The sequence below is a fragment of the Pseudomonas sp. FG-3G genome (assembly GCF_901007645.1).
GTDB classification, from domain to species: domain Bacteria; phylum Pseudomonadota; class Gammaproteobacteria; order Pseudomonadales; family Pseudomonadaceae; genus Aquipseudomonas; species Aquipseudomonas rhizophila.
In genome coordinates, this window is sequence record NZ_CAAKGZ010000002.1 from 144,729 (window position 1) to 165,488 (window position 20,760).

Sequence of the window (20,760 nt, forward strand, 5' to 3'; positions counted from 1 at the left end):
TTTCAAGCCGCCACAAAGCAAGAAGCCTCCCAGTTGTCAGACTGGAAGGCTTCGCGGCGGTAGCTGCCTTTGCCCTTGGCGGGTCGTTCCTGGCGGCTGCGGAACAGGGGCTGGGCGATGATGGATTTGGCCTTGTTGGGGCCATGCTTGGATGGCTTTTTGCTCATGATGGGATCTCTCGTGGGGTGGTTTTGCGAAGCAAATCATGGGGCAGAGTTGGGAGGCTGTCCAGTCCCTGCTTTGCGTAGGAAATTTCAAGGATGGCGAGGGGAATTGTGGCTGGAGAGCTTTTGTGGCGAGGGAGCTTGCTCCCGCTGGGCTGCGCAGCAGCCCCAAAAAACAGGGCCGCTACGCGCCCCAGCGGGAGCAAGCTCCCTCGCCACAAAAGCATCTTTGCCACAGAAAACATCCTCCCCACAAAAAGCTCTGTGGGTCGGAAGAAATGGCTTACTCGGCAGGTAAGGCCAACCGCTGCCCAGCCATCAAAAGCGACAAGCGGCTCAGGCTCATCCATGGCGACCCCGCCGCCTGACCTTTGATCTGCGCATCGATGCGCTGGGCTTCGAGCAGCAGTTGCGCCCAGCGCGGTGCCGAATAGCGTTGCAGGGCCTTGCTCATCAGCGGCTTGCGTTTGTCCCACACCGGCGGACGGGCTTGGCTGAAAGCCTTGTCCAACGGTACACCCTGGCTGTATTGCAATGAGAGGTTGGCCAGCAGGCGCAACTCCCGGGCAAGGGCCCAGAGGATCACCGGAGGCTCGACGCCTTCGCCCCGCAAGCCCTCGAGCATGCGCAGGGCGTGGGCGGCTTCACCGTTGAGGATCGCATCGGTCAGCCCGAACACATCGAAACGCGCACTGTCGGCCACGGCGGCCTGTACCGTTTCTACGGTGATCTGCCCACCCTCGGCCATCAGCTTGAGTTTTTCGATTTCCTGAGCGGCGGCCAGCAGGTTGCCTTCGACCCGGGCGGCGATCAGTTCCACCGCATCCTGGCTGGCCGACAGGCCGGCCTGGGACAGGCGCTGGCGGATCCAGCTGGGCAACTGGCTGACGTCCACCGGCCAGATCTGTACGAACTGGGTCTGCTGACCTTCGACCAGGGCCTTGCCCCATTTGGTTTTTTGCGCGCTGCCGTCGAGTTTTGGCAGGCTGATGAGCAACACCGTGTCTTCAGCCGGCCGTGAGCAATATTCGATCAGCGCAGCGGCGCCCTTGTCACCGGGTTTGCCGGATGGCAAGCGCAGTTCCAGCAGGCGTTTTTCCGCGAACAGCGACATGCTCGCCCCAGCCTGCAACAGCGTGCCCCAGTCGAAACTGGCGTCGGCGGCGAACACCTGGCGTTCGTCGAAGCCTTGCTGACGGGCGGCAGAGCGAATGGCGTCGGCGGCTTCCTGGCACAGCAGCGGATCATCGCCACTGATGATGTAGACCGGCGCGAGGGCGCCTTGCAGGTGTTTGCCGAGTTGGGCGGGAGCGAGCTTCATAAGAGAAGGCGAGCGGGGCGCCGGAGCGCCCCGCAAGGCTTATTCAGACGGGATTTGCATCGGCGACTGTTGCGGGGTTTCCGCCTCAGCCTTGCGTGCCGCTTCCAGTGCTTCGGCTTCTGCCTTGGCGCGGGCGTCGGCGGTCTGCTGCAACTGGTCCAGTTGGGCTGGGCTCAGTTGTTGCAGGCGCAGCATCATGCGTTGCACGAGGTCACGACGCATTTCGACACGGACTTCGCTCGACTCCTGGTCGGAACCGGTGATGTTGTTGCCATCGTGCAGGTAGACCTTCTGCACTTGCAGTTTGTCGTCCAGCAGCACCAGATTGTTCTGGCCGCGGATCTCATAGCTCAGGACGTTGTTGAGTTCGTACTCGGCCGAGCGACCGGCACCGGCGTAACTCAGGCTGCGCTGGCTTTGCTGTTCACTGGTCAGCACCAGTTTGTACGGCGCGCCGTTGTAGACCTTCACGCCGCTGTTTTCCAGTGAGTCGCGCAGCATCTTCACGGTCTCGCCATAAGCGTCCCGGGCGCTGAGGTCCAGCTCCGTGATGGCCAGCTCGGTGGTGCCGGTGCCGCGCAGCTGGAAGCCACAGGCGCTCAACAGGACCGCCAGGCCCATTACCAGCAGATTACGTTTGATCATCTTGTTGCTCCCCTTGAAACCCTATGGCTCGACAGTGCGGCCCCGCAGGTTATATTCGGCGCCCGGCCCAAGCCGGCGCCCGATCCAATTAGCTTGCGACGATGTTGACCAGTTTGCCGGGCACGACGATCACTTTGCGGATCGTCAGGCCATCGACGAAGCGCAACACGTTTTCATTGGCCCGTGCGGCGGCTTCGATTTCTTCGCGAGTGGCGGCGGCTGGCATTTCGATCTGGCCGCGCAGCTTGCCGTTGACCTGGATGACCAGGGTCAGGCTGTCCTGCACCAGCGCGGTTTCGTCCACTACCGGCCAGCCGGCGTCAATCACCGGGTCAGCGTGGCCCAGGCGGTTCCACAGCTCGTGGCTGATGTGCGGCGTGATCGGAGCCAGCAGCAGCGTCACGGCTTCCAGACCTTCGTGAACCAGTGCGCGATCCTGTTCGGTGCCTTGCGCGGCTTTTTCCAGGACATTCATCAGCGTCATCACCTGGGCGATGGCGGTGTTGAATTTGTGGTTCTGGCCGACGTCATGGCTGGCCTGCTTGATGGCCAGGTGGATCGAACGGCGAACGGCTTTCTGCTCGTCGTTCAGGCCGGCGACGTCCAGTTTGCCCGGCAGGCCCTGAGTGACGTGGGCTTGAGCCAGACGCCAGACGCGCTTGAGGAAGCGGTGCGAACCTTCGACGCCGGAGTCGGACCATTCCGCGCTCATGTCGGGTGGCGAGGCGAACATCATGAACAGGCGGCAGGTGTCGGCGCCGAACTGGTCGATCATCGACTGCGGGTCGACGCCGTTGTTCTTCGACTTGGCCATCTTCTCGGTGCCGCCGATTTCCACCGGCAGGCCGTCGGCGATCAGTTTGGCGCTGATGACCTTGGCTTTGCTGTCGCGTTCGAGTTCGACGTCGGCCGGGTTGTACCAGGTGTAGGCACCGTTGGCTTCGCGACGATAGTAAGTCTCGGCGATCACCATGCCTTGGGTCAGCAGGTTCTTGAACGGCTCGTTGGAGCTCACCAGGCCTTCGTCACGCATCAGCTTGTGGAAGAAGCGCGCGTAGAGCAGGTGGAGAATGGCGTGTTCGATGCCGCCGATGTACTGATCCACCGGCAACCAGTGGTCAGCCGCGGATTTTTCCACCAGGCCGCCTTCATAGTGCGGTGAGGCGTAGCGGGCGTAGTACCACGAGGACTCGACGAACGTGTCCATGGTGTCGGTTTCACGCCGGGCCGGCGCGCCGCATTTCGGGCAACTGCACTCGTAGAACTCGGGCATGCGCGCCAGGGGCGAGCCGGCGCCGTCGGGTACCACGTCTTCGGGCAGGACCACGGGCAGTTGATCTTCCGGTACCGGTACGTCACCGCAAGTATCGCAGTGCACGATCGGAATCGGGCAGCCCCAGTAGCGCTGGCGGCTGATGCCCCAGTCCCGCAGGCGGAACTGGGTGCGGGAGGCACCGAGGTTTTTCTTGATCAGGGCCACTTCGATGGCGTCGAACGCGCCGGGGAAGTCCAGGCCGTCAAACTCGCCGGAGTTGATCAGTTCGCCGTGTTCGCCATAAGCGTCCTGCCATGGCGCCGGGGTCTGGTCACCGGCGCTGGTACGCACCACAGCCTTGATCGGCAGGTTGTACTTGTGGGCGAATTCGAAATCGCGCTCGTCGTGGGCCGGAACAGCCATGACGGCGCCGTCGCCGTAGTGCATCAGCACATAGTTGGCGACCCACACCGGGAGTTTTTCGCCGGTGAGCGGATGCTCGACGAACAGCGAGGTCGGCAGGCCTTTCTTCTCTTGAGTGGCGACATCGGCTTCAGCGACGCTGCCACCTTTGCATTCGGCAATGAACGCCTGCAGCTCGGGGTTGTTGCGGGCGGCCAGGGTCGCCAGCGGATGCTCGGCGGCCACGGCGACATAGGTGGCGCCCATCAGGGTATCCGGACGGGTGGTGAAGACTTTCAGATTGCCCGCTTCGCCAATGGAGGCGACGTCGTAGGGGAACTGCACTTCCATGCCCCGGGACTTGCCGATCCAGTTGCGCTGCATGGTCTTGACCTGTTCAGGCCAGCCGGTCAGCTCGTCGAGACTCTCCAGCAGTTCATCCGCGTAGGCGGTGATCTTGAAGTAGTACATCGGGATTTCGCGCTTTTCGATCAGCGCGCCGGAGCGCCAGCCGCGACCGTCGATCACCTGCTCGTTGGCCAGTACGGTCTGGTCCACCGGGTCCCAGTTCACGGTGCCGTTCTTGCGGTAGATCACACCTTTTTCGAACAGGCGGGTGAACAGCCATTGTTCCCAGCGGTAGTAATCAGGCTTGCAGGTGGTGACCTCGCGGGACCAGTCCACCGCCAGGCCCAGGCTGCGCAGCTGGGTCTTCATGTAGGCGATGTTTTCGTAGGTCCACTTGGCGGGGGCCACGTTGTTCTTCATCGCGGCGTTTTCCGCCGGCATGCCGAAAGCGTCCCAACCCATGGGTTGCAGGACATTCTTGCCTTGCATGCGCTGGTAGCGGGAGATCACATCGCCGATGGTGTAGTTGCGCACATGCCCCATGTGTAGCTTGCCGCTGGGGTAAGGGAACATCGACAGGCAGTAGTAAGTCTCCTTGCCTGGCTGTTCACTGACTTCAAAGGACTTTTGCTCGTCCCAGAACGACTGGGCGGCGGCTTCGATTTCACGGGGCTGATAGTGTTCGTGCATGGCTACTTTTGTACTGAATGGGGTGGCCCAATCCTCTTCGTTGCCATGCTGGACGCAGACGACGCCTGATGCGGCGTTTTCGATGCCCAGCCGAGCTGGAAGTGGAGTTACAGGAAGCGCCGTAGCATACATGACCGTGCTCTGCCGAGGGAAACCCTGATTGCGTGCCGGGGCATTGTCGATACCCGGTGACGGCCGCTGTTCAGGGCCGTTGGTCGCGGCGCCCTGCCGGTTTGCCCAGCGAAGCTAAGCTTCTCAATGGGGAGTGAGTCTTATCTTCAATGAGGTGAGGGATGGTTGAATCACAACGTAAAGTAACTACACCTGAGTTGTACGAAAAACTGATCGATCGTCTCGGGGTGGCCCTGGACGCTGCAAGAACCGCCGGTCGCTTGCGCGATGAACGCCCGGCAGAGCTGGAACTGCGTGGCTTGACCCCCGCAGAGTTCGAGCTGGTCAAGGCTTACCTTGAGCAGGTCGGGCATCAAGCCCCCACAAGTGGGGCTCAGCTACTCAAGCGCCTCGATACGCCCCGTTCGGCCAAGGTTGTATGGCTCAAGGATCGGACGCCCACCAGGGATGCTGTAAAAGTCCGGTCACTGCAGTTCAAGTAAAGCCGGATTCACGCTTGTCGCTTTTTTTGGTTCAAGGTTATTTCGAATCTGTTGTCGCTTTGCGTCAACCCACCTAGGCTTCGGGCATCTATGGAGATGCCCGATGCCGTTTCGCTATTTCATCAAACAACTTTTATTGCCGCCCGGCATTCTTTTGCTGTTGTTGGTGCTTGCCTGGTGGTGGCGCAACTCCCGGCCGCGCCTGGCTCGCCTGTGTTTCATTGCAGGGGTGGGCGGTTTCTGGCTGATGAGTTTGCCTGTGGTGGTGCAATGGAGCGCCAAGGCGCTGGAGCGCGAGCCACCGCTGCCTCGCAGCGAATGGGTGACGCTGGCGCAACGTGCCGATGCCATCGTGGTGCTTGGTTCGGGCCGCGATCGCGGTGACCTGGCCTGGGGTACCGACCAGCCCACCGGCATCGGTCTGGAGCGCCAGCGGTATGCGGCGCGACTGGCCAAGGCATCGGGATTGCCGGTGCTGACCAGCGGCGGCTTGCACTATGGCTCCCCGCCGAGTGAAGCGAAATTGATGGCCGATTCGATGCTCGATGATTTTGGTGTCACCGTGCGCTGGCAGGAAGGGCGCAGTCGCACGACCTGGGAAAACGCCCAGATGAGCGCCGAGATGTTGCTGCCGCAGGGCATCAGACGAGTCGTGGTGGTGACCCATGCGTCGCACATGCCACGGGCAGTCTGGAGTTTCGAGCGCTCGGGGTTTGAAGTGGTTCCTGCACCGGTGGGCTTTCTGGGGCAGGACAATGCCCGCCCGCTGGGCGGCTGGATGCCGGAGTTCAAGTCGATCTGGCAATCGGGGCAGTTGATGAACGAGGCGGTGGGGCAGGTGGGGTATAGGTTGTTTTATCGTTGAAGTGTTCCCGGATCGTTCCCACGCTCCTGCGTGGGCACGCCTCAAGGGACGCTCTGCGTTCCAAGGCGGGCTGGCGTCGGCCACCAATGACGCGGAGCGTCACGGGCTGCATTCCCACGCGGAGCGTGGGAACGAGCAACCTTAAACCGTCTTGGCCATCCGTCCCGCCATCAACGCCCAGCCCAGCAGCAACACGCACACGATGATCAGCGGCCACGAGCGCCATTGCAGGTAGGGCGTCAGCCCGTGCATCGGCACCACTTCGCCGTACAGCACGCCACGCTCGAATTGCGGGATCTGTACGGTGATCTGGCCGAAGGGGTTGATCAGGCCGGTGACGCCGTTGTTGGTGGAGCGGATCATCCAGCGACCGGCTTCCAGGGCGCGCATCTGCGCCATTTGCAGGTGTTGCAGCGGGCCGATCGAGGTGCCGAACCAGGTGTCGTTGCTGATGGTCAGCAGCAGGTCGCTGCGCGCCGAGAGGCCAGCGGCGAACTCCGGGTAGACCACTTCATAGCAGATGAACGGCGCGATCTGGTAACCCTTGGCTTGCAGCAAAGACTGGTCGGCCGGGCCCCGGGCAAAGTCCGACATGGGGAGATCGAAGAACGCGATCAACCCCCGCAGAATGTCCTGCAACGGCACATATTCGCCAAATGGCACCAGTTTTTGCTTCAGATAAGTGCCGTCACCTTCACCGGTCACGGTGATGCCGTTGAAGTAACGCTTCTGCTGGTGCACCAGTTGGCGAATCGGAACGCCGGTAATCAGCGCCGAATTTCGCTCGGCGGCGAAGGTGCCCATCATGTCCAGATAGCCCTGGGCAGATTCCTTGAGCACCGGCACAGCTGTTTCCGGCCAGATCAGCAGGTCGACCCGTTTGGAGGCAAAACTCATGTCGCGGTACAACGCCAGTTGCGCGTTGAGCTGCTCGGGGTCCCACTTCATGCTTTGTTCGATGTTGCCCTGGATCGCCGCGACGCTCAGCGGATCACCCGAAGGGCTGGTCCAGGCATGGTCTTTGAGCGCCATGCCGGCGACCCACGGGCCGATCAGCAGGACCACGCCCGCTGCGATAAAGCCTTTGCGCCCGGCGCGGATCAACCGTGGCGCGTTGTACAGCAGCGCGGCGGTCAGGGCCAGGGTGAAGGAAATCAGCCACATCCCGCCCAGCGGCGCGAGGCCGGCCAAGGGGCCGTCAAGTTGGCTGTAACCGGAATACAGCCACGGAAACCCGGTGAGGAACCAGCCGCGAAAGGCTTCCTGGCCCAGCCACAGGGCGGCGAAGGCCAAGGCGTCGGCCAGCGGGGCTTCGTTACGCCGCAACCATCGGGCCCAGAGCCAGGCGGGCAGGGCGAAAAACCAGGCAATGGCGGCGATGAACAGCAGCATCAAGAAACCGGCGAGCAGCACCGAGGCGCCGCCGAAGTTGTGAATGCTGACGTAGATCCAGCTGGTGCCGGCGCCAAACAGGCCGAAACCGAAGCACCAGCCACGGCCGAGGGCCTGGCGCGGTGAAAGCTCGCGCAGACCGGCATAGAACAGCCCGACCGCCAGCAGTGCCAGCGGCCAGATGTCGAACGGCGCCAGGGCCAGGGTGGTGATCGCGCCAGCCGCCATGGCCAGCAGGTTACCGGGCCAGCCGGGGCGGGTTGTCCAGCGCATGTGTGTCCTTAGCGGGTCTCGCAGGGTTTATCGGGCAATGGGTGACAGGCGCAGCAAGTGAATCCGACGGCTGTCGGCGTTCAGGATGCGAAAGCGCCAGGAGCCGATTTCCGTGGTTTCATTGCGCTTGGGCAGGTGCCCGAAAGCACTCATCACCAGGCCGCCGACGGTGTCGAACTCATCGTCGGAGAATTGACTGTCGAAAAACTCGTTGAAGTTCTCGATCGGCGTCAGGGCCTTGATCAGGAAGTCGCCGCTGGGCAGCGGCTTGATGTAGCTGTCTTCCTCGACGTCGTGCTCGTCTTCGATGTCGCCGACGATCTGCTCGAGCACGTCTTCGATGGTGACCAGTCCGGCCACGCCGCCGTATTCGTCGATGACGATGGCCATGTGGTTGTGATTGGCGCGGAATTCACGCAGCAGCACGTTCAAGCGCTTGGACTCGGGCACGAAGGTGGCCGGGCGCAGCAAGTCCTTGATGTTGAAACTGTCGCCGTTCTCCTGAAGGATCAGCGGCAGCAGATCCTTGGCCAGCAGCACGCCCATGACGTCGTCATGGCTCTCGCCGACTACCGGGTAGCGCGAGTGAGCGGAATCGACCACGGCGGGCAGGAATTCGCGAGGTGTCTGGGTCGCCTTGATGCTGACCATCTGCGAACGGGGGACCATGATGTCCCGCACTTGCAGGTCAGCGACCTGGATGGCGCCTTCGACGATGGCCAGCGCTTCGCTGTCCAGCAGTTTATTCTGGTGTGCATCGCGCAGCAGCTCCAGCAGCTCCTGGCGGTTTTTCGGCTCATGGGCAAAAGCCTGGGTGAGCTTGCCCAGCCATGACTTCTGCCCGTTGCTCGATCGATCTTCGCTCATAGCGATTACTCTGAATCCTTTGTCGTTACAGGTTGATGTATCAGTGTTCGTCGCCGGCGTAGGGGTCGGGGTGACCCAGCTCTGCAAGCAACGTTCGTTCCAGCGATTCCATTTCCTCGGCTTCGTCTTCTTCTATATGGTCGTAACCCAATAGATGCAAGCAGCCGTGAATCACCAGATGGGCCCAGTGGGCCTCAGCGGTCTTGCCTTGTTCGGCAGCTTCGCGCTCCACCACCGGGATGCAGATCACAAGATCGCCCAGCAGCGGAATGTCGAGCAGTTCGTCGGGCACGTCGGCGGGGAACGACAACACATTGGTGGCGTAGTCTTTCTGCCGCCAGGTGTGGTTCAACTCGCGGCCTTCGGGCTCGTCCACCAGGCGAATGGTCAATTCCGAGTCGGCGCTGCGCTGGCGCAGGGCCAGCTCGCACCATTGGCGTAACTGAGCCTCGCTGGGAGCGGGGCGTTCGCTGGCCAGTTGCAGGTCAAGTTCAAGCATCGTGGCGATTGCCCTTCTCAGCGGTCGCCAGCTCATCCTGATGATTCTCGAAGCGCTCGTAGGCTTCGACGATGCGCTGCACCAATGGATGGCGCACGACGTCCTTGGGCATAAAATGCGTGAAACTGATGCCCGGCACGTCCTTGAGCACCTGGATCACATGGTTCAGCCCGGATTTGGTGCCACGGGGCAGGTCGACCTGGGTGATGTCCCCGGTGATCACTGCGGTGGAGCCGAAGCCGATCCGGGTCAGGAACATTTTCATCTGCTCGACCGTGGTGTTCTGGCTTTCGTCGAGGATGATGAAGCTGTTGTTCAGCGTACGGCCACGCATATAGGCCAGCGGTGCGACCTCGATGACCTGGCGTTCGATCAGCTTGGCGACGTATTCGAAGCCGAGCATTTCGTACAGTGCGTCATACAGCGGACGCAAGTACGGGTCGATTTTCTGGGCGAGGTCGCCGGGCAGGAAACCGAGTTTTTCCCCCGCTTCAACCGCCGGACGCACCAGCAGGATACGGCGCACCTGTTCGCGTTCCAGCGCATCGACGGCGCAGGCCACGGCCAGATAGGTCTTGCCGGTACCGGCCGGACCGATGCCGAAGTTGATGTCGTTGCCCAGGATTTCCTTCACGTAGCGCTGCTGATTCAAGCCGCGAGGGCGAATCATGCCTTTTTTCGTGCGCAAGGCCACGGCAGGTTCCGACGGAGCGTGGTTCTCGAGTTCTTCGAGTGCCGACTCCTGCAGGAACAGGTGGACGGTGTCCGGCGACAACTCGCTTCCCTTGGTTTCCCTATAGAGGCGGCGCAGCAGGTTTTCCGCGGAGGAGGTGTGCTTGGGTTCGCCGATCAGTTCGAACTGGTTTCCGCGGTTGCGGATCTCGATGGCCAGGCGCTGTTCGATCAAGCGCAGATGCTCGTCGAATTGCCCGCACAGATTGGCGAAGCGGCGAGCCTCAAAGGGCTCGAGAATGAAACGATGTGGTTCGATGGGTGCGTTCAAGGTCGTTTTTAGCCGCCCTGGGGCAATTAAGATGAAATCAAGGATAACGCCAGTAGGCTGGGTGCGAAAGCTCTTAAAGAGGCGAATCTGATCACAGGGCATGGCACGACCACTGTGGGAGCGAGCTTGCTCGCGATGGGGGCTTCACATTCAACATAAGTATTGACTGTCATGCCGCTATCGCGAGCAAGCTCGCTCCCACAGGAAGTGCGGGGTCACTGGACCAACGAACCGCGCAACGAGTGCGGTTGCGCGGCATCGATGTGGACGTCGGCGAACTGGCCGATCAGGGCCGGAGTGTCGCAGCGGAAGTTGACGATGCGGTTGTTTTCGGTCCGCCCTTGCAATTCGCCCGGGTCTTTTTTCGAGTAATCGGTCACCAGAATCCGCTGGACGGAGCCGACCATCTGTCGGCTGATCTCGAAACCTTGCTGGTTCAAGCGATGTTGCAAGGCGTTGAGTCGTTCTTTTTTCACCTCTTCTGGTGTCTCGTCCGCCAAATCGGCGGCCGGAGTGCCGGGACGCTGGCTGTAGACGAAGGAATAGGAAAAATCGAAACCCACGTCTTCGATCAGCTTCATGGTCTGCTGGAAATCTTTCTCGGTTTCGCCGGGGAAACCCACGATAAAGTCCGAACTGATGCAGATTCCCGGCACCGCCGCCCGCAGTTTGCGCAGCTTGGATTTGTACTCCAGCGCCGTGTGGTTGCGCTTCATGGCCGCCAGGATCCGGTCGGAGCCCGATTGCACCGGCAGGTGCAGATGCTTGACCAGTTCAGGCACTTCGGCATGGGCCTGGATCAGGCTGTCGGAGAACTCCAGTGGGTGCGAGGTGGTGTAGCGGATGCGGTCGATGCCCTCCACGGCCGCCACCACGCGGATCAGCTCGGCGAGGTCCGCCAGGCGCCCATCGTGGGTCAGGCCGCGATAACCGTTGACGTTCTGCCCCAGCAGCGTCACTTCCCGCACGCCGTGTTCCGCCAGGTGGATGATTTCGGCAATCACGTCGTCGAACGGCCGGCTGACTTCTTCGCCACGGGTATAGGGCACCACGCAGAACGTGCAGTACTTGCTGCAACCTTCCATCACTGACACGTAGGCGCTTGGGCCGTCGATGCGCGGTTCGGGCAGGTGGTCGAATTTTTCGATTTCCGGGAACGAAACGTCGACCTGCGGCAGCTTGGTGCTGCGCGCGGCGTCGATCATTTCGGGCAGGCGGTGCAGGGTCTGCGGGCCGAAGACCACGTCCACGTAGGGTGCGCGGTCACGAATGGCAGCGCCTTCCTGGCTGGCCACGCAACCGCCCACGGCGATGACCATTTCCGGGTTGGCCAGTTTCAGTTCACGCCAGCGACCGAGCTGGGAGTACACCCGGTCCTGGGCGCGCTCGCGGATGGAGCAGGTGTTGAGCAGGATCACGTCGGCGTCTTCGGCACGGGCGGTGACTTCCAGGGCCTGGTGTTCACCCAGCAGATCGACCATGCGCGAGCTGTCGTACTCGTTCATCTGGCAACCGTGGGTTTCGATGTAAAGCTTCTTGGCCATGGACGGAGTCATCACGTGATTCAAAGAACCGCGCATTATAGGGAACAAGTCACCCGGTTCCTACCGCTGCGCGAGCAGTGGCTATGCTATAGTTCGCGCCCTCATTTTTACCCGCCGATGTATTTCGCCTGCCATGACCAAACGTGAAGCTCCAATCTACAAGGTGATTTTCCTCAACCAGGGCCAGGTGTTCGAAATGTACGCCAAGCAGATCTATCAAAGTGATCTGTGGGGCTTCCTGGAAGTCGAAGAATTCGTCTTTGGCGAGCGCACGCAAATGGTCGTCGATCCGAGCGAAGAAAAGCTCAAGGCGCAGTTCGAAGGTGTGGTGCGCAGCTTCGTGCCGATGCATTCGATCGTGCGTATCGACGAGGTCGAGCGCCTGGGCACCCCGAAAATCAGCGAAGCCCGCGGCGCGGTCGGCAATGTCATGCCGTTTCCGATGCCGATGCCTGAGAAGTAAGCGCCAAGACTGAGTTGCCCCCAATCGCGAGCGGGCTCGCTCCCACACTGGATCTTCTGTGTGCACATTATTTGTGAACACCCGGGATTAACTGTGGGAGCGAGCCTGCTCGCGATTAGGCTCTCAAGGCCGTGGTGGATTCAGGGCAGTGGCGAGAAGGGCGTGCGCCCGTCGGCGTTCTGCAATTCCATCAGGTATTTGCGGAAGATCTGCCCCAGCACCTGTGTCGCGACTTCCAGTTCGTCGCGGGGCATCTGTTCGGCGACTTCGTCGGCGGTGTCCAGGGCTTCTTCGGCGCCATTGACCGCCGCCATCTTCAAGACAATGTAGGCCTGCACGTTATTGGCCGGCACGCCTTCGCCATGGAAGAACATGCCGCCCAGCTTGTATTGCGCCTGGGCATGGCCTTGCAGTGAGGCTTTTTCGAAGTAGCTGAGGGCCAGTTTGAGGTCGCGCGGCGCAGCCTTGCCGTCGTAGTAGAACTCGCCCAACTCGTATTGCGCTTGTGCATCGCCCGCGTCCGCCGCTTTTTGACAGGCGTCGAGTGCCGGTGCGAGATCTTGTGGCTGGGTGTTGAGCGTGCAACGGCCCATCGCCGGGATCAACAACGAGTTGCCGCCTGCTTGTGCGTTCGCCAGCAGCGGCTGAAGGAGCAACAGGCAGCCCAGGGCAAGGGTGCGGCCGGTGCGGTTCATGGGAATCGACTTACCTCTGAGGGGCACGCGGACCCTCCGGGGGATCCAATAAGCGCGCATTATGAAATAAGCAGGGCCATCCTTACAAAGTCTTTACTCGTTTTTCTGCTGCGAGGGAGCGCTAACGGCAGCTTCGAGGGCTAATACGTAGGAAAAGGGGCAAGAGGTTGTCGTCAATCACTGACGCCAGCGTCAGCCGGCGTCAGTTATCCACAGGCTTACTTCAACGCGGCGAAGGCCCGCTCAGCGGCGTCGAGGGTGATCTTCAACTCGGCCTCGCCATGGGCGATGGAGGTAAAGCCGGCTTCGAACGCGCTCGGTGCCAGGTACACGCCACCGTCGAGCATCAGGTGGAAGAAACGCTTGAAGCGGTCAGCGTCGCTGGCCATCACATCTTCGAAGGTCACGATGTCATCGGCGCCACTGAAGTACAGGCCGAACATGCCACCGGCCTGGGTGGTCACGAACGGAATGCCCGCTGCGTCGGCACGAATCTGCAAACCGTCGAGCAGACGGGTGGTGTAGTCGGTCAGCTCGGCGTGAAAGCCCGGGCGGCTGATCAGACGCAGGGTGGTCAGGCCGGCGGCCATGGCCAGCGGATTGCCTGACAGCGTACCGGCCTGGTAGACCGGACCCAGCGGCGCGATGCATTCCATGATGGCACGCTTGCCGCCGAAGCAACCGACCGGCATGCCGCCGCCGATGATCTTGCCGAAGGTGCTCAGGTCCGGTGTCACGCCGTAGTGGGCCTGGGCGCCGCCGAGGGCTACGCGGAAACCGGTCATCACTTCGTCGAAAATCAGCACCACGCCGTGCTGGTCGCACAGGCTGCGCAGGCCTTCGAGGAAACCCGGCGCCGGCGGTACGCAGTTCATGTTGCCAGCCACAGGCTCGACGATGATGCAGGCCACTTCCTGGCCGACTTCGCCGAGCATCTTCTCGACTTCTTCGAGGTCGTTGAACGGCAGGGTCAGGGTGTGCTTGGCAAACGCTGCGGGCACGCCGGCCGAACTTGGTACACCTTGGGTCAGCGCGCCGGAACCGGCCTTGACCAGCAGGCTGTCGGAGTGGCCGTGGTAGCAGCCTTCGAACTTGATGATGCTGTCGCGACCGGTGAAGCCCCGCGCCAGGCGAATCGCACTCATGGTTGCCTCGGTGCCGGAGCTAACCATGCGCACCATTTCCATCGACGGCACGATCGAGCAGACCAGGTCGGCCATCTCGGTTTCCATGGCGGTCGGGGCACCGTAGGACAGGCCATGCTGCAACTGGTTGCGCACCGCTTCCAGCACGTCCGGATGGCTGTGGCCGAGGATCATCGGGCCCCACGAACCGACGTAGTCCACATAGCGCTTGTCATCTTCGTCCGTCACGTACGCGCCTTCGGCGTGTTTGAAGAACAGCGGGGTGCCGCCAACGCTCTTGAACGCACGAACGGGGGAGTTCACGCCGCCGGGGATGTGCTTCTGGGCGTTGGCAAACAGGGTTTCGGAACGGGACATGGTTGGGCTCTCGAAATCGAAAAATTATTTGATCTGCAACAGATCGTTGAAGGCACGGGCGCGGCGCGTCACTTCCTGGGGGCTGTCGGCGCCGAACAAACCGTGGACCACGGCCAGCAGGTCGACACCGTGAGCCACCAGCGGGGCGGCGTTGTCCAGGGTGATGCCGCCGATGGCGCACACCGGTATATGCAGTTTGATCCGGGCCTGGTCGAGCAGTTCAAGGTTTGCACTGGGTGCGCCGGGCTTGGTGTTGGAGTTGAAGAAGCGTCCGAACGCGACATAGCTCGCGCCCTCGCTGGCGGCCTGTTCGGCCAGCTCCAGGCTGGAATGACAGGTGGAGCCGATGATTGCGTCGCGCCCCAGCAGCGCCCGTACTGGCGCCAGAGGGCCATCGGTCTGGCCCAGGTGAACGCCGACGCCCAGGCGCGCGGCCAGTTCGGCGTCGTCGTTGATGATCAATCGGGTCTTGTAGCGCTCGCACAGATTGCGCAGCGCTTCGGCTTCGCGCAGACGACGGGCTTCGTCGCTGCTTTTATCACGGTATTGCAGCAGGGTGACGCCACCTTCCAGTGCCGCTTGCACATACGCGAGGAATTTGCCGGCCAGCAGTTGGCTATCGGTGATGGCGTAAAGGCCACGTAGTTTCATTCCACAGCCTCCGGGGCTACGAGCAGAAATCCAGCGGCAGGCGACGCGGGACGAACTGGCCTTTGCCCAGCTGTTCGGCATCGCGCAGGGTGCGCCAGGTGTAATCCAGTGCTGTCTTGACCGCGCTGGCGAGGTGTTCGCCCTGGGCCAGTCGTCCAGCCAGGGCGCTGGCCAGGGTGCAGCCGGAACCATGGTAGCTGCCGGGCAAGCGCTGGCAGGTGAACGTTTCGCGGCGACCATCGCGGCTGTACAGGCGATTGTGGACTTCATGTTCGTCGCCGTGACCACCGGTGATCAACAGGTGCTTGACGAAGGGCAGCAGTTTTTCGGCGCATTCATCGGCGCTGCCCTCGGGCAGTTCGGCGAGGATGCGTGCTTCCGGCAGATTGGGGGTGGCGATGATTGCCAGGGGTAACAGGCGTTCGCGCATGGCGTAGCCGACTTCATCCTTGCCCAATCGTCCGCCGCCACCGGCTCGCAGCACTGGGTCGCAGACCATGGGCAAATGCGGGTGCGCCTGCAGCAGTTCGACCACCGTGTCGACCATTTCCAGTGAGCCGAGCATCCCCAGCTTGACCGCCGCTACCTGCGAATCGTTGAGCACGGCATTGGCTTGCGCCAGCACCCACTCCCGATCGAGCACGCGGAAATCGCTCACGTTAACCGTGTCCTGCACGGTCAATGCGGTAACGGCCGGGGCGGCATGACAACCCTGGGCGAGCAGGGCTTCGATATCTGCCTGCAAACCGGCGCCACCACTGGGGTCGTGGCCGGAGAGACAGAGGACAACGGGGCGAGAGCTGTAGATATTCATGGTGCGCGAGCTTACCACCAAACCTGTTTTGTCGGTGGTCGGACTCTGAGGGTTTTATGCTGGACTGCTTGCTCTGATGATTGCTTTTGATCCACCCGTTGCCGACCTGACCAAAGCAACAGCTCTATCTCAATGCTTGGCGCTGGAACGCCCGTTCTAGAGCCATCTGTAGGAAAAATTTCAATGGTGCAAATTGGCCATCAGCGGCTATGCTAGAAATGGATCCAACCAATAACAGGTAATGCCGGTTTTACGTCTACTCAGGGAATGGGGGGCTTCCTGATTCAACCGGACAGGCCACGCTGGGGCTTAAATGCGCTATTTGCTGATGTTGCTGCTGTGCTTGCCCGCTTTGGCAAGCGCCCTCGAATTCGATGAATTCACCCAAAGCCTGCCCTTGGGTCATGCCCTGCAGGTGTTCGAAGACACCCACGGTACGGCCACCATCGACGATGTCCTGGCAGAGGCCGCGGCGGGTCACTTCAAGCCCCATGACAAAGCCACGCTGAACGCTGGTTATTCGCGCTCGGCATTCTGGCTGAAAATAGACCTGCACTACCGTCCCGGCAATCCGGACGCCCAACGCACCTGGTTGTTGGAGCTGGCCTATCCGCCGCTGGACCATCTGGACTTGTATCTGCCTGACAGCGCCGGGGCGTATCGCCTGGTTCGCCAGACCGGCGATGCCTTGCCGTTCGCCAGCCGTGAAATTCGCCAGAACAACTACCTGTTCAGCCTGGACTTCAAACCTGAACAACGTCAGGCCGTGTACCTGCGCCTGCAAAGCCAGGGGTCGATCCAGGCGCCGCTGACGTTGTGGTCGAGCACGGCCTATCTTGAGCAACAACCTGTGCGCTTGTACGTGTTGGGCACCATCTATGGCGTACTGCTGGGGATGCTGGTCTACAACCTGTTCATTTACCTGAGCGTGCGGGACACCAGTTACCTTTATTACATCGTTTATATCGCCTCGTTCGGCTTGTATCAGTTGTCGGTCAACGGAGCGGCCGTGGAGTATTTCTGGCCGGACAACCCCTGGTGGGCCAATGCCGCAACCCCCTTTTTCATCGGCTGTGCGGGTCTGTTCGGCAGCCAGTTTGCGCGCAGCTTCCTGCAAACCGCGCAACACAGTCGTTGGCTTGACCGGCTGCTGCTGGCGCTGATCGCCTACAGCGCCGTAGTGGTGGGCCTGTCGCTGATGACCAGTTACGCCCTGGCCTTGCGCCTGGCGACGGCATTGGCGCTGGTGTTTACCGTGGTGATTTTCGCCGCCGGGCTGTTCGTCTGGTGGCGTGGCCTGCGGGTGGCGCGTTATTTCATCATCGCTTGGTCGGCGTTTCTGCTGGGGGGCGTGGTCAACACGATGATGGTGCTCGGTTATCTGCCGAACGTATTCCTGACCATGTACGCCAGCCAGATCGGCTCGGCCATCGAAGTAGCGCTGTTGTCCCTGGCCCTGGCCGACCGTATCAATGCCATGCGCGAGCAGCAGGCCCAGACGCTGTTCGACGCCGGGCAGAAACTTGAAGTGCTCAACCAGCAATTGGCCCATGGCAACAAACTCAAGGATGAATTCCTCGCCACCTTGACCCATGAGCTGCGCACGCCGATGAATGGCGTGATCGGTTCGCTGGAGTTGATGGAAACCGTCGAAATGAATGAGGAGCTGACCCAGTATCAACAGACCGCCGCAGGTTCTGCGCGGGACATGATGCGCATGGTCAACGGCATCCTCACCCTTACCGAGTTGCAGGCCGGCAAGCTCAAGGCCTACCCGGCGCCGTTCAGTCTGCGGGCGATGGTCGACGCCTTGCAGGTGCAGTTCGGTGCCAATGCGGCGGTCAAGAGCCTGGATTTCAAGGTCGACGTGGCACCCGGCCTGACGGACCGGCTGATCGGTGACAGTGGCAAGCTGGCCCAATGCCTGGAATGCCTGCTGGACAACGCCGTCAAGTTCACCCGCACAGGGGGCCTGGCGCTGCGGGTCAGTGGCAGGCCGTCGGGGCTCGATCGGCTGGTGCTGTCCTTTGCCGTGATCGACACCGGTATTGGTTTCACGGACCTCGGGGAGGCGAGCTTGTACCAGCGCTTCTTCCAGCTGGACGGTTCCATGACTCGGGAATACGGCGGTCTCGGCGTGGGGCTGGCGATCTGTCGGCAGCTGGTGGAGTTGCTGGGCGGACGCCTGACTCACACCTCCGAACCCGGTCGCGGCAGCCGATTCCAGTTGGATGTCGAGGTGGAAATGGCCGTGCCCGTGGAGGCGCCCATGCCATTTTCGTTCAGCCCGCGAGAAAGCGCGCGGTTGCCTCAGGATTGCACGGTGTTGCTGGCTGACGACAACAGCATTGATCTGCTGGTGATGCGCGGCATGTTGCTCAAGCTCGGTTACCGGGTGCGTACCGCCGACAGCGGCCGCGCGGCACTGGATATGCTGCAGGGCGAGAGTGTTGATGCCGTGCTGCTCGATTGCCAGTCGCCACCGCTGGACGGGGTGTCGGTCTGCTGTCAGATCCGTACGCTCGCCGGCTGCGAGGACCTGCCGGTGTTTGTGGTCAGTCCCAATCCGAATCACGAGCGCTGCACGTCGGGCGCGTTGACCGATTACCTGAGCAAACCGGTGAAATTCGAGGTGTTGCGCACGATTCTGCAACGGCGGGTACTTTGTCCAAAACAGGGTGAAAGCGCCGATATTTAGGCGGGTATGACACTTTGTTCGACCTTGGGGCGGTGCTTAACTGAACCTCTGCTGGCCGACCAAGGAGCCCTGTCATGAACCTGCACCAGTTCGCCGAGACCCACGAGGTCACCAATCAGCCACCGTCCCTGGATGGCGCCAACCTCTATCGCATCGACCTGCCGCTGCAACAGTGGTCGCAGCGTTTTGGTGCGGGTTGGGCGCAAGGGCGGATCGATGCGTATGGCGCACTGGCCGGCGGGCCGCTGATGGAAGCGGGGTTTCTGGCGAACCAGAACAAGCCGGTGTTTTCCAGCCACGACCGCTACGGCCATCGCATCGATCTGGTGGAATTCCATCCCGCTTACCACCAGTTGATGCGCACGGCCGTCGAGCATGGCTTGCCCAGCCTGCCATGGGCCCAGCCGCAACCCGGCGCCCACGTCGCCCGAGCCTCGATGACTTATCTGCACAGCCAGGCTGAAGCCGGCACCGGTTGTCCGCTGACCATGACCTTCGCCAGCGTCCCGGCGTTGCGTTTGCAACCGGACCTGGCCGAGCTCTGGGTGCCCAAAGCGCTCGCCACCGAGTACGACCCGCGAAACGTCGGCATGGCCCACAAGGCCGGGGTGACACTTGGCATGGCGATGACTGAAAAGCAGGGCGGCACCGACGTGCGGGCCAACACCACCAAAGCTTATCCGGTGGGCGCCAGCGGTCCGGGCCAGGCCTATGAGCTGGTGGGCCACAAGTGGTTCTGCTCGGCGCCGATGTGCGATGCCTTTCTGACCTTGGCCCAGACCGACAAGGGCCTGAGCTGTTTCCTGCTGCCGCGCCATCGCCCGGACGACACCCGTAATCAGTTCTATATCCAGCGGCTGAAGAACAAGCTGGGCAACTGTTCCAACGCCTCCAGCGAAGTTGAATTCCGTGGGGCGCTGGCCTGGATGGTCGGTGAGGAAGGGCGAGGCGTGCCGACCATCATCGAGATGGTCGCCATGACCCGCTTCGATTGCATGGTCGGTTCCAGTGCTCTGATGCGCCAGGCCCTGACCCAGGCCAGCCATCACTGCGCGCATCGCAAGGTCGGTGGCAAGTTGTTGAGCGAACAGCCACTGATGCAAAACGTGCTGGCCGACCTGGCGCTGGAAAGTGAAGCCGCCCTCGCCCTGAGCCTGCGCATGGGCCGGGCGCTGGACCACTTGAGTGACGAACACGAGGCCAAGTTCGCGCGGCTGGTGACTGCGGTGGGCAAATACTGGATCTGCAAACGCGCCCCCGCGATGATCAACGAAGCCGCCGAATGCATGGGCGGCGCGGGTTATGTCGAAGACAGCATCCTGCCGCGCCTCTATCGTGAAGCACCGGTGAACTCGACCTGGGAAGGCTCCGGCAATGTGCAGTGCCTGGATGTGTTGAGGGCGCTGTCCAAGGAACCGGGCGTGCTTGAAGTGCTGTTCACCGAGCTGGGTGACGGCCACGGCGACAAACGCCTGGCTGCCCACATCGATCGGTTGCAGGCGGCGTTCAAGGATACCGCTGACATCCAGTACCGCGCCCGGCAATTGACTGAAGAGATCGCCATCGGCCTGCAAGCCAAGCTGCTGCTGGAAGCGGGCAACAGCGACGTCAGCGACGCCTTCATCGCCAGCCGCCTGGGTTCGGCTGGCCGGGCATACGGCGCCTTGCCCCGAGGCCTGAATGTCGAGGCCATCGTGACACGCTCCACGCCCCAGGGTTTCTAAACGCCGAACCTGTGGGAGCGAGCTTGCTCGCGAAGGCGTAGGCACATCCAACATCTCTGGTGACTGGTACACCGCTATCGCGAGCAGGCTCGCTCCCACAAGGGATCTGCGGTGAATGAAGAATCTGCGACTGGCGGCGATCAAGGGTGGGAGCGAGCCTGCTCGCGATGGCGGCGGCACATTCAACATCTTTGCTGACTGATACACCGCTATCGCGAGCAAGCTCGCTCCCACAGGGATCTGCGGTGAATGAAGAACCTGCGGCTGGCGGCGATCAAGTGTGGGAGCGAGCCTGCTCGCGATGGCGGCGGCACATTCAACATCTCGGGTG

Annotated in this window: 18 protein-coding genes; 5 read left to right on the plus strand and 13 right to left on the minus strand. The window is 61.7% G+C overall.

What is annotated here, in order from left to right; genetic code table 11:
• Positions 1 to 2 precede the first annotated feature (2 nt).
• The 4 genes from arfA to leuS form a co-directional block, all read right to left on the minus strand.
• The gene (gene arfA, locus PSEUDOMOFG3G_RS01785) at positions 3 to 167 is read right to left on the minus strand and encodes an alternative ribosome rescue factor ArfA (protein ID WP_047229500.1); all 165 of its coding nucleotides are present in this window, start codon (positions 165 to 167) and stop codon (positions 3 to 5) included.
• Between the two features lie 280 nt (positions 168 to 447).
• Entirely contained in the window at positions 448 to 1,485 is a 1,038-nt protein-coding gene (gene holA / locus PSEUDOMOFG3G_RS01790; protein ID WP_139049085.1) for a DNA polymerase III subunit delta, read from the minus strand.
• Between the two features lie 39 nt (positions 1,486 to 1,524).
• Positions 1,525 to 2,130 (minus strand): LPS assembly lipoprotein LptE, encoded by a 606-nt coding sequence (gene lptE / locus PSEUDOMOFG3G_RS01795; protein ID WP_047229502.1) that lies wholly within the window; start codon positions 2,128 to 2,130, stop codon positions 1,525 to 1,527.
• Positions 2,131 to 2,218: 88 nt separating this feature from the next.
• Complete coding sequence (gene leuS, locus PSEUDOMOFG3G_RS01800) at positions 2,219 to 4,825, minus strand: leucine--tRNA ligase (RefSeq protein ID WP_092459435.1); 2,607 nt, start codon at positions 4,823 to 4,825, stop codon at positions 2,219 to 2,221.
• Between the two features lie 293 nt (positions 4,826 to 5,118).
• On the opposite strand from leuS, the gene PSEUDOMOFG3G_RS01805 reads away from it, so the two are divergent.
• Together PSEUDOMOFG3G_RS01805 and PSEUDOMOFG3G_RS01810 are read left to right on the plus strand one after the other, a co-directional pair.
• Positions 5,119 to 5,439, plus strand: a complete 321-nt coding sequence (locus tag PSEUDOMOFG3G_RS01805; RefSeq protein WP_047229504.1) for a hypothetical protein — start codon at positions 5,119 to 5,121, stop codon at positions 5,437 to 5,439.
• A gap of 103 nt (positions 5,440 to 5,542) precedes the next feature.
• Positions 5,543 to 6,304: a YdcF family protein gene (locus PSEUDOMOFG3G_RS01810; RefSeq protein ID WP_139049086.1), complete on the plus strand. Its 762-nt coding sequence runs from the start codon at positions 5,543 to 5,545 to the stop codon at positions 6,302 to 6,304.
• Positions 6,305 to 6,445: 141 nt separating this feature from the next.
• Here PSEUDOMOFG3G_RS01810 and lnt read toward each other — a convergent pair whose 3' ends face one another.
• The 5 genes from lnt to miaB all read right to left on the minus strand — a co-directional run bounded on the left by lnt (position 6,446) and on the right by miaB (position 11,882).
• Positions 6,446 to 7,969 (minus strand): apolipoprotein N-acyltransferase, encoded by a 1,524-nt coding sequence (gene lnt / locus PSEUDOMOFG3G_RS01815; protein WP_139049087.1) that lies wholly within the window; start codon positions 7,967 to 7,969, stop codon positions 6,446 to 6,448.
• A 27-nt stretch (positions 7,970 to 7,996) separates the two neighbouring features.
• Positions 7,997 to 8,836 (minus strand): HlyC/CorC family transporter, encoded by an 840-nt coding sequence (locus PSEUDOMOFG3G_RS01820; protein ID WP_025215634.1) that lies wholly within the window; start codon positions 8,834 to 8,836, stop codon positions 7,997 to 7,999.
• 40 nt (positions 8,837 to 8,876) lie between these two features.
• Positions 8,877 to 9,335, minus strand: coding sequence for an rRNA maturation RNase YbeY (ybeY, locus tag PSEUDOMOFG3G_RS01825; RefSeq protein WP_139049088.1), 459 nt, complete (start codon positions 9,333 to 9,335; stop codon positions 8,877 to 8,879).
• Positions 9,328 to 10,338 carry a PhoH family protein gene (locus tag PSEUDOMOFG3G_RS01830; RefSeq protein ID WP_047229508.1) on the minus strand — a complete coding sequence of 337 codons (1,011 nt, stop codon included), beginning with the start codon at positions 10,336 to 10,338 and terminating at the stop codon, positions 9,328 to 9,330. The genes ybeY and PSEUDOMOFG3G_RS01830 overlap by 8 nt, the downstream gene beginning before the upstream one ends.
• 215 nt (positions 10,339 to 10,553) lie before the next feature.
• The gene (gene miaB / locus PSEUDOMOFG3G_RS01835; RefSeq protein ID WP_171061310.1) at positions 10,554 to 11,882 is read right to left on the minus strand and encodes a tRNA (N6-isopentenyl adenosine(37)-C2)-methylthiotransferase MiaB; all 1,329 of its coding nucleotides are present in this window, start codon (positions 11,880 to 11,882) and stop codon (positions 10,554 to 10,556) included.
• Between the two features lie 133 nt (positions 11,883 to 12,015).
• Between miaB and PSEUDOMOFG3G_RS01840 the strand changes: the two genes are divergently transcribed.
• A complete protein-coding gene (locus PSEUDOMOFG3G_RS01840) occupies positions 12,016 to 12,345 on the plus strand; it encodes a DUF1820 family protein (protein WP_016773045.1) in 330 nt (109 codons plus the stop codon).
• A gap of 140 nt (positions 12,346 to 12,485) precedes the next feature.
• Here PSEUDOMOFG3G_RS01840 and PSEUDOMOFG3G_RS01845 read toward each other — a convergent pair whose 3' ends face one another.
• The 4 genes from PSEUDOMOFG3G_RS01845 to PSEUDOMOFG3G_RS01860 form a co-directional block, all read right to left on the minus strand.
• On the minus strand, positions 12,486 to 13,040 hold the full coding sequence (locus PSEUDOMOFG3G_RS01845) for a tetratricopeptide repeat protein (RefSeq protein WP_047229510.1): 555 nt from the start codon (positions 13,038 to 13,040) through the stop codon (positions 12,486 to 12,488).
• Positions 13,041 to 13,258: 218 nt separating this feature from the next.
• Complete coding sequence (hemL, locus tag PSEUDOMOFG3G_RS01850; protein WP_047229511.1) at positions 13,259 to 14,542, minus strand: glutamate-1-semialdehyde 2,1-aminomutase; 1,284 nt, start codon at positions 14,540 to 14,542, stop codon at positions 13,259 to 13,261.
• A 24-nt stretch (positions 14,543 to 14,566) separates the two neighbouring features.
• A complete protein-coding gene (gene thiE / locus PSEUDOMOFG3G_RS01855; protein WP_047229512.1) occupies positions 14,567 to 15,193 on the minus strand; it encodes a thiamine phosphate synthase in 627 nt (208 codons plus the stop codon).
• 16 nt (positions 15,194 to 15,209) lie between these two features.
• A complete protein-coding gene (locus tag PSEUDOMOFG3G_RS01860) occupies positions 15,210 to 16,007 on the minus strand; it encodes a hydroxymethylpyrimidine/phosphomethylpyrimidine kinase (protein WP_076383510.1) in 798 nt (265 codons plus the stop codon).
• 313 nt (positions 16,008 to 16,320) lie between these two features.
• On the opposite strand from PSEUDOMOFG3G_RS01860, the gene PSEUDOMOFG3G_RS01865 reads away from it, so the two are divergent.
• Positions 16,321 to 18,705 carry a hybrid sensor histidine kinase/response regulator gene (locus PSEUDOMOFG3G_RS01865; RefSeq protein ID WP_139049089.1) on the plus strand — a complete coding sequence of 795 codons (2,385 nt, stop codon included), beginning with the start codon at positions 16,321 to 16,323 and terminating at the stop codon, positions 18,703 to 18,705.
• 74 nt (positions 18,706 to 18,779) lie between these two features.
• Positions 18,780 to 20,429 (plus strand): acyl-CoA dehydrogenase family protein, encoded by a 1,650-nt coding sequence (locus tag PSEUDOMOFG3G_RS01870; protein WP_139049090.1) that lies wholly within the window; start codon positions 18,780 to 18,782, stop codon positions 20,427 to 20,429.
• The last annotated feature ends 331 nt before the right edge of the window (positions 20,430 to 20,760 follow it).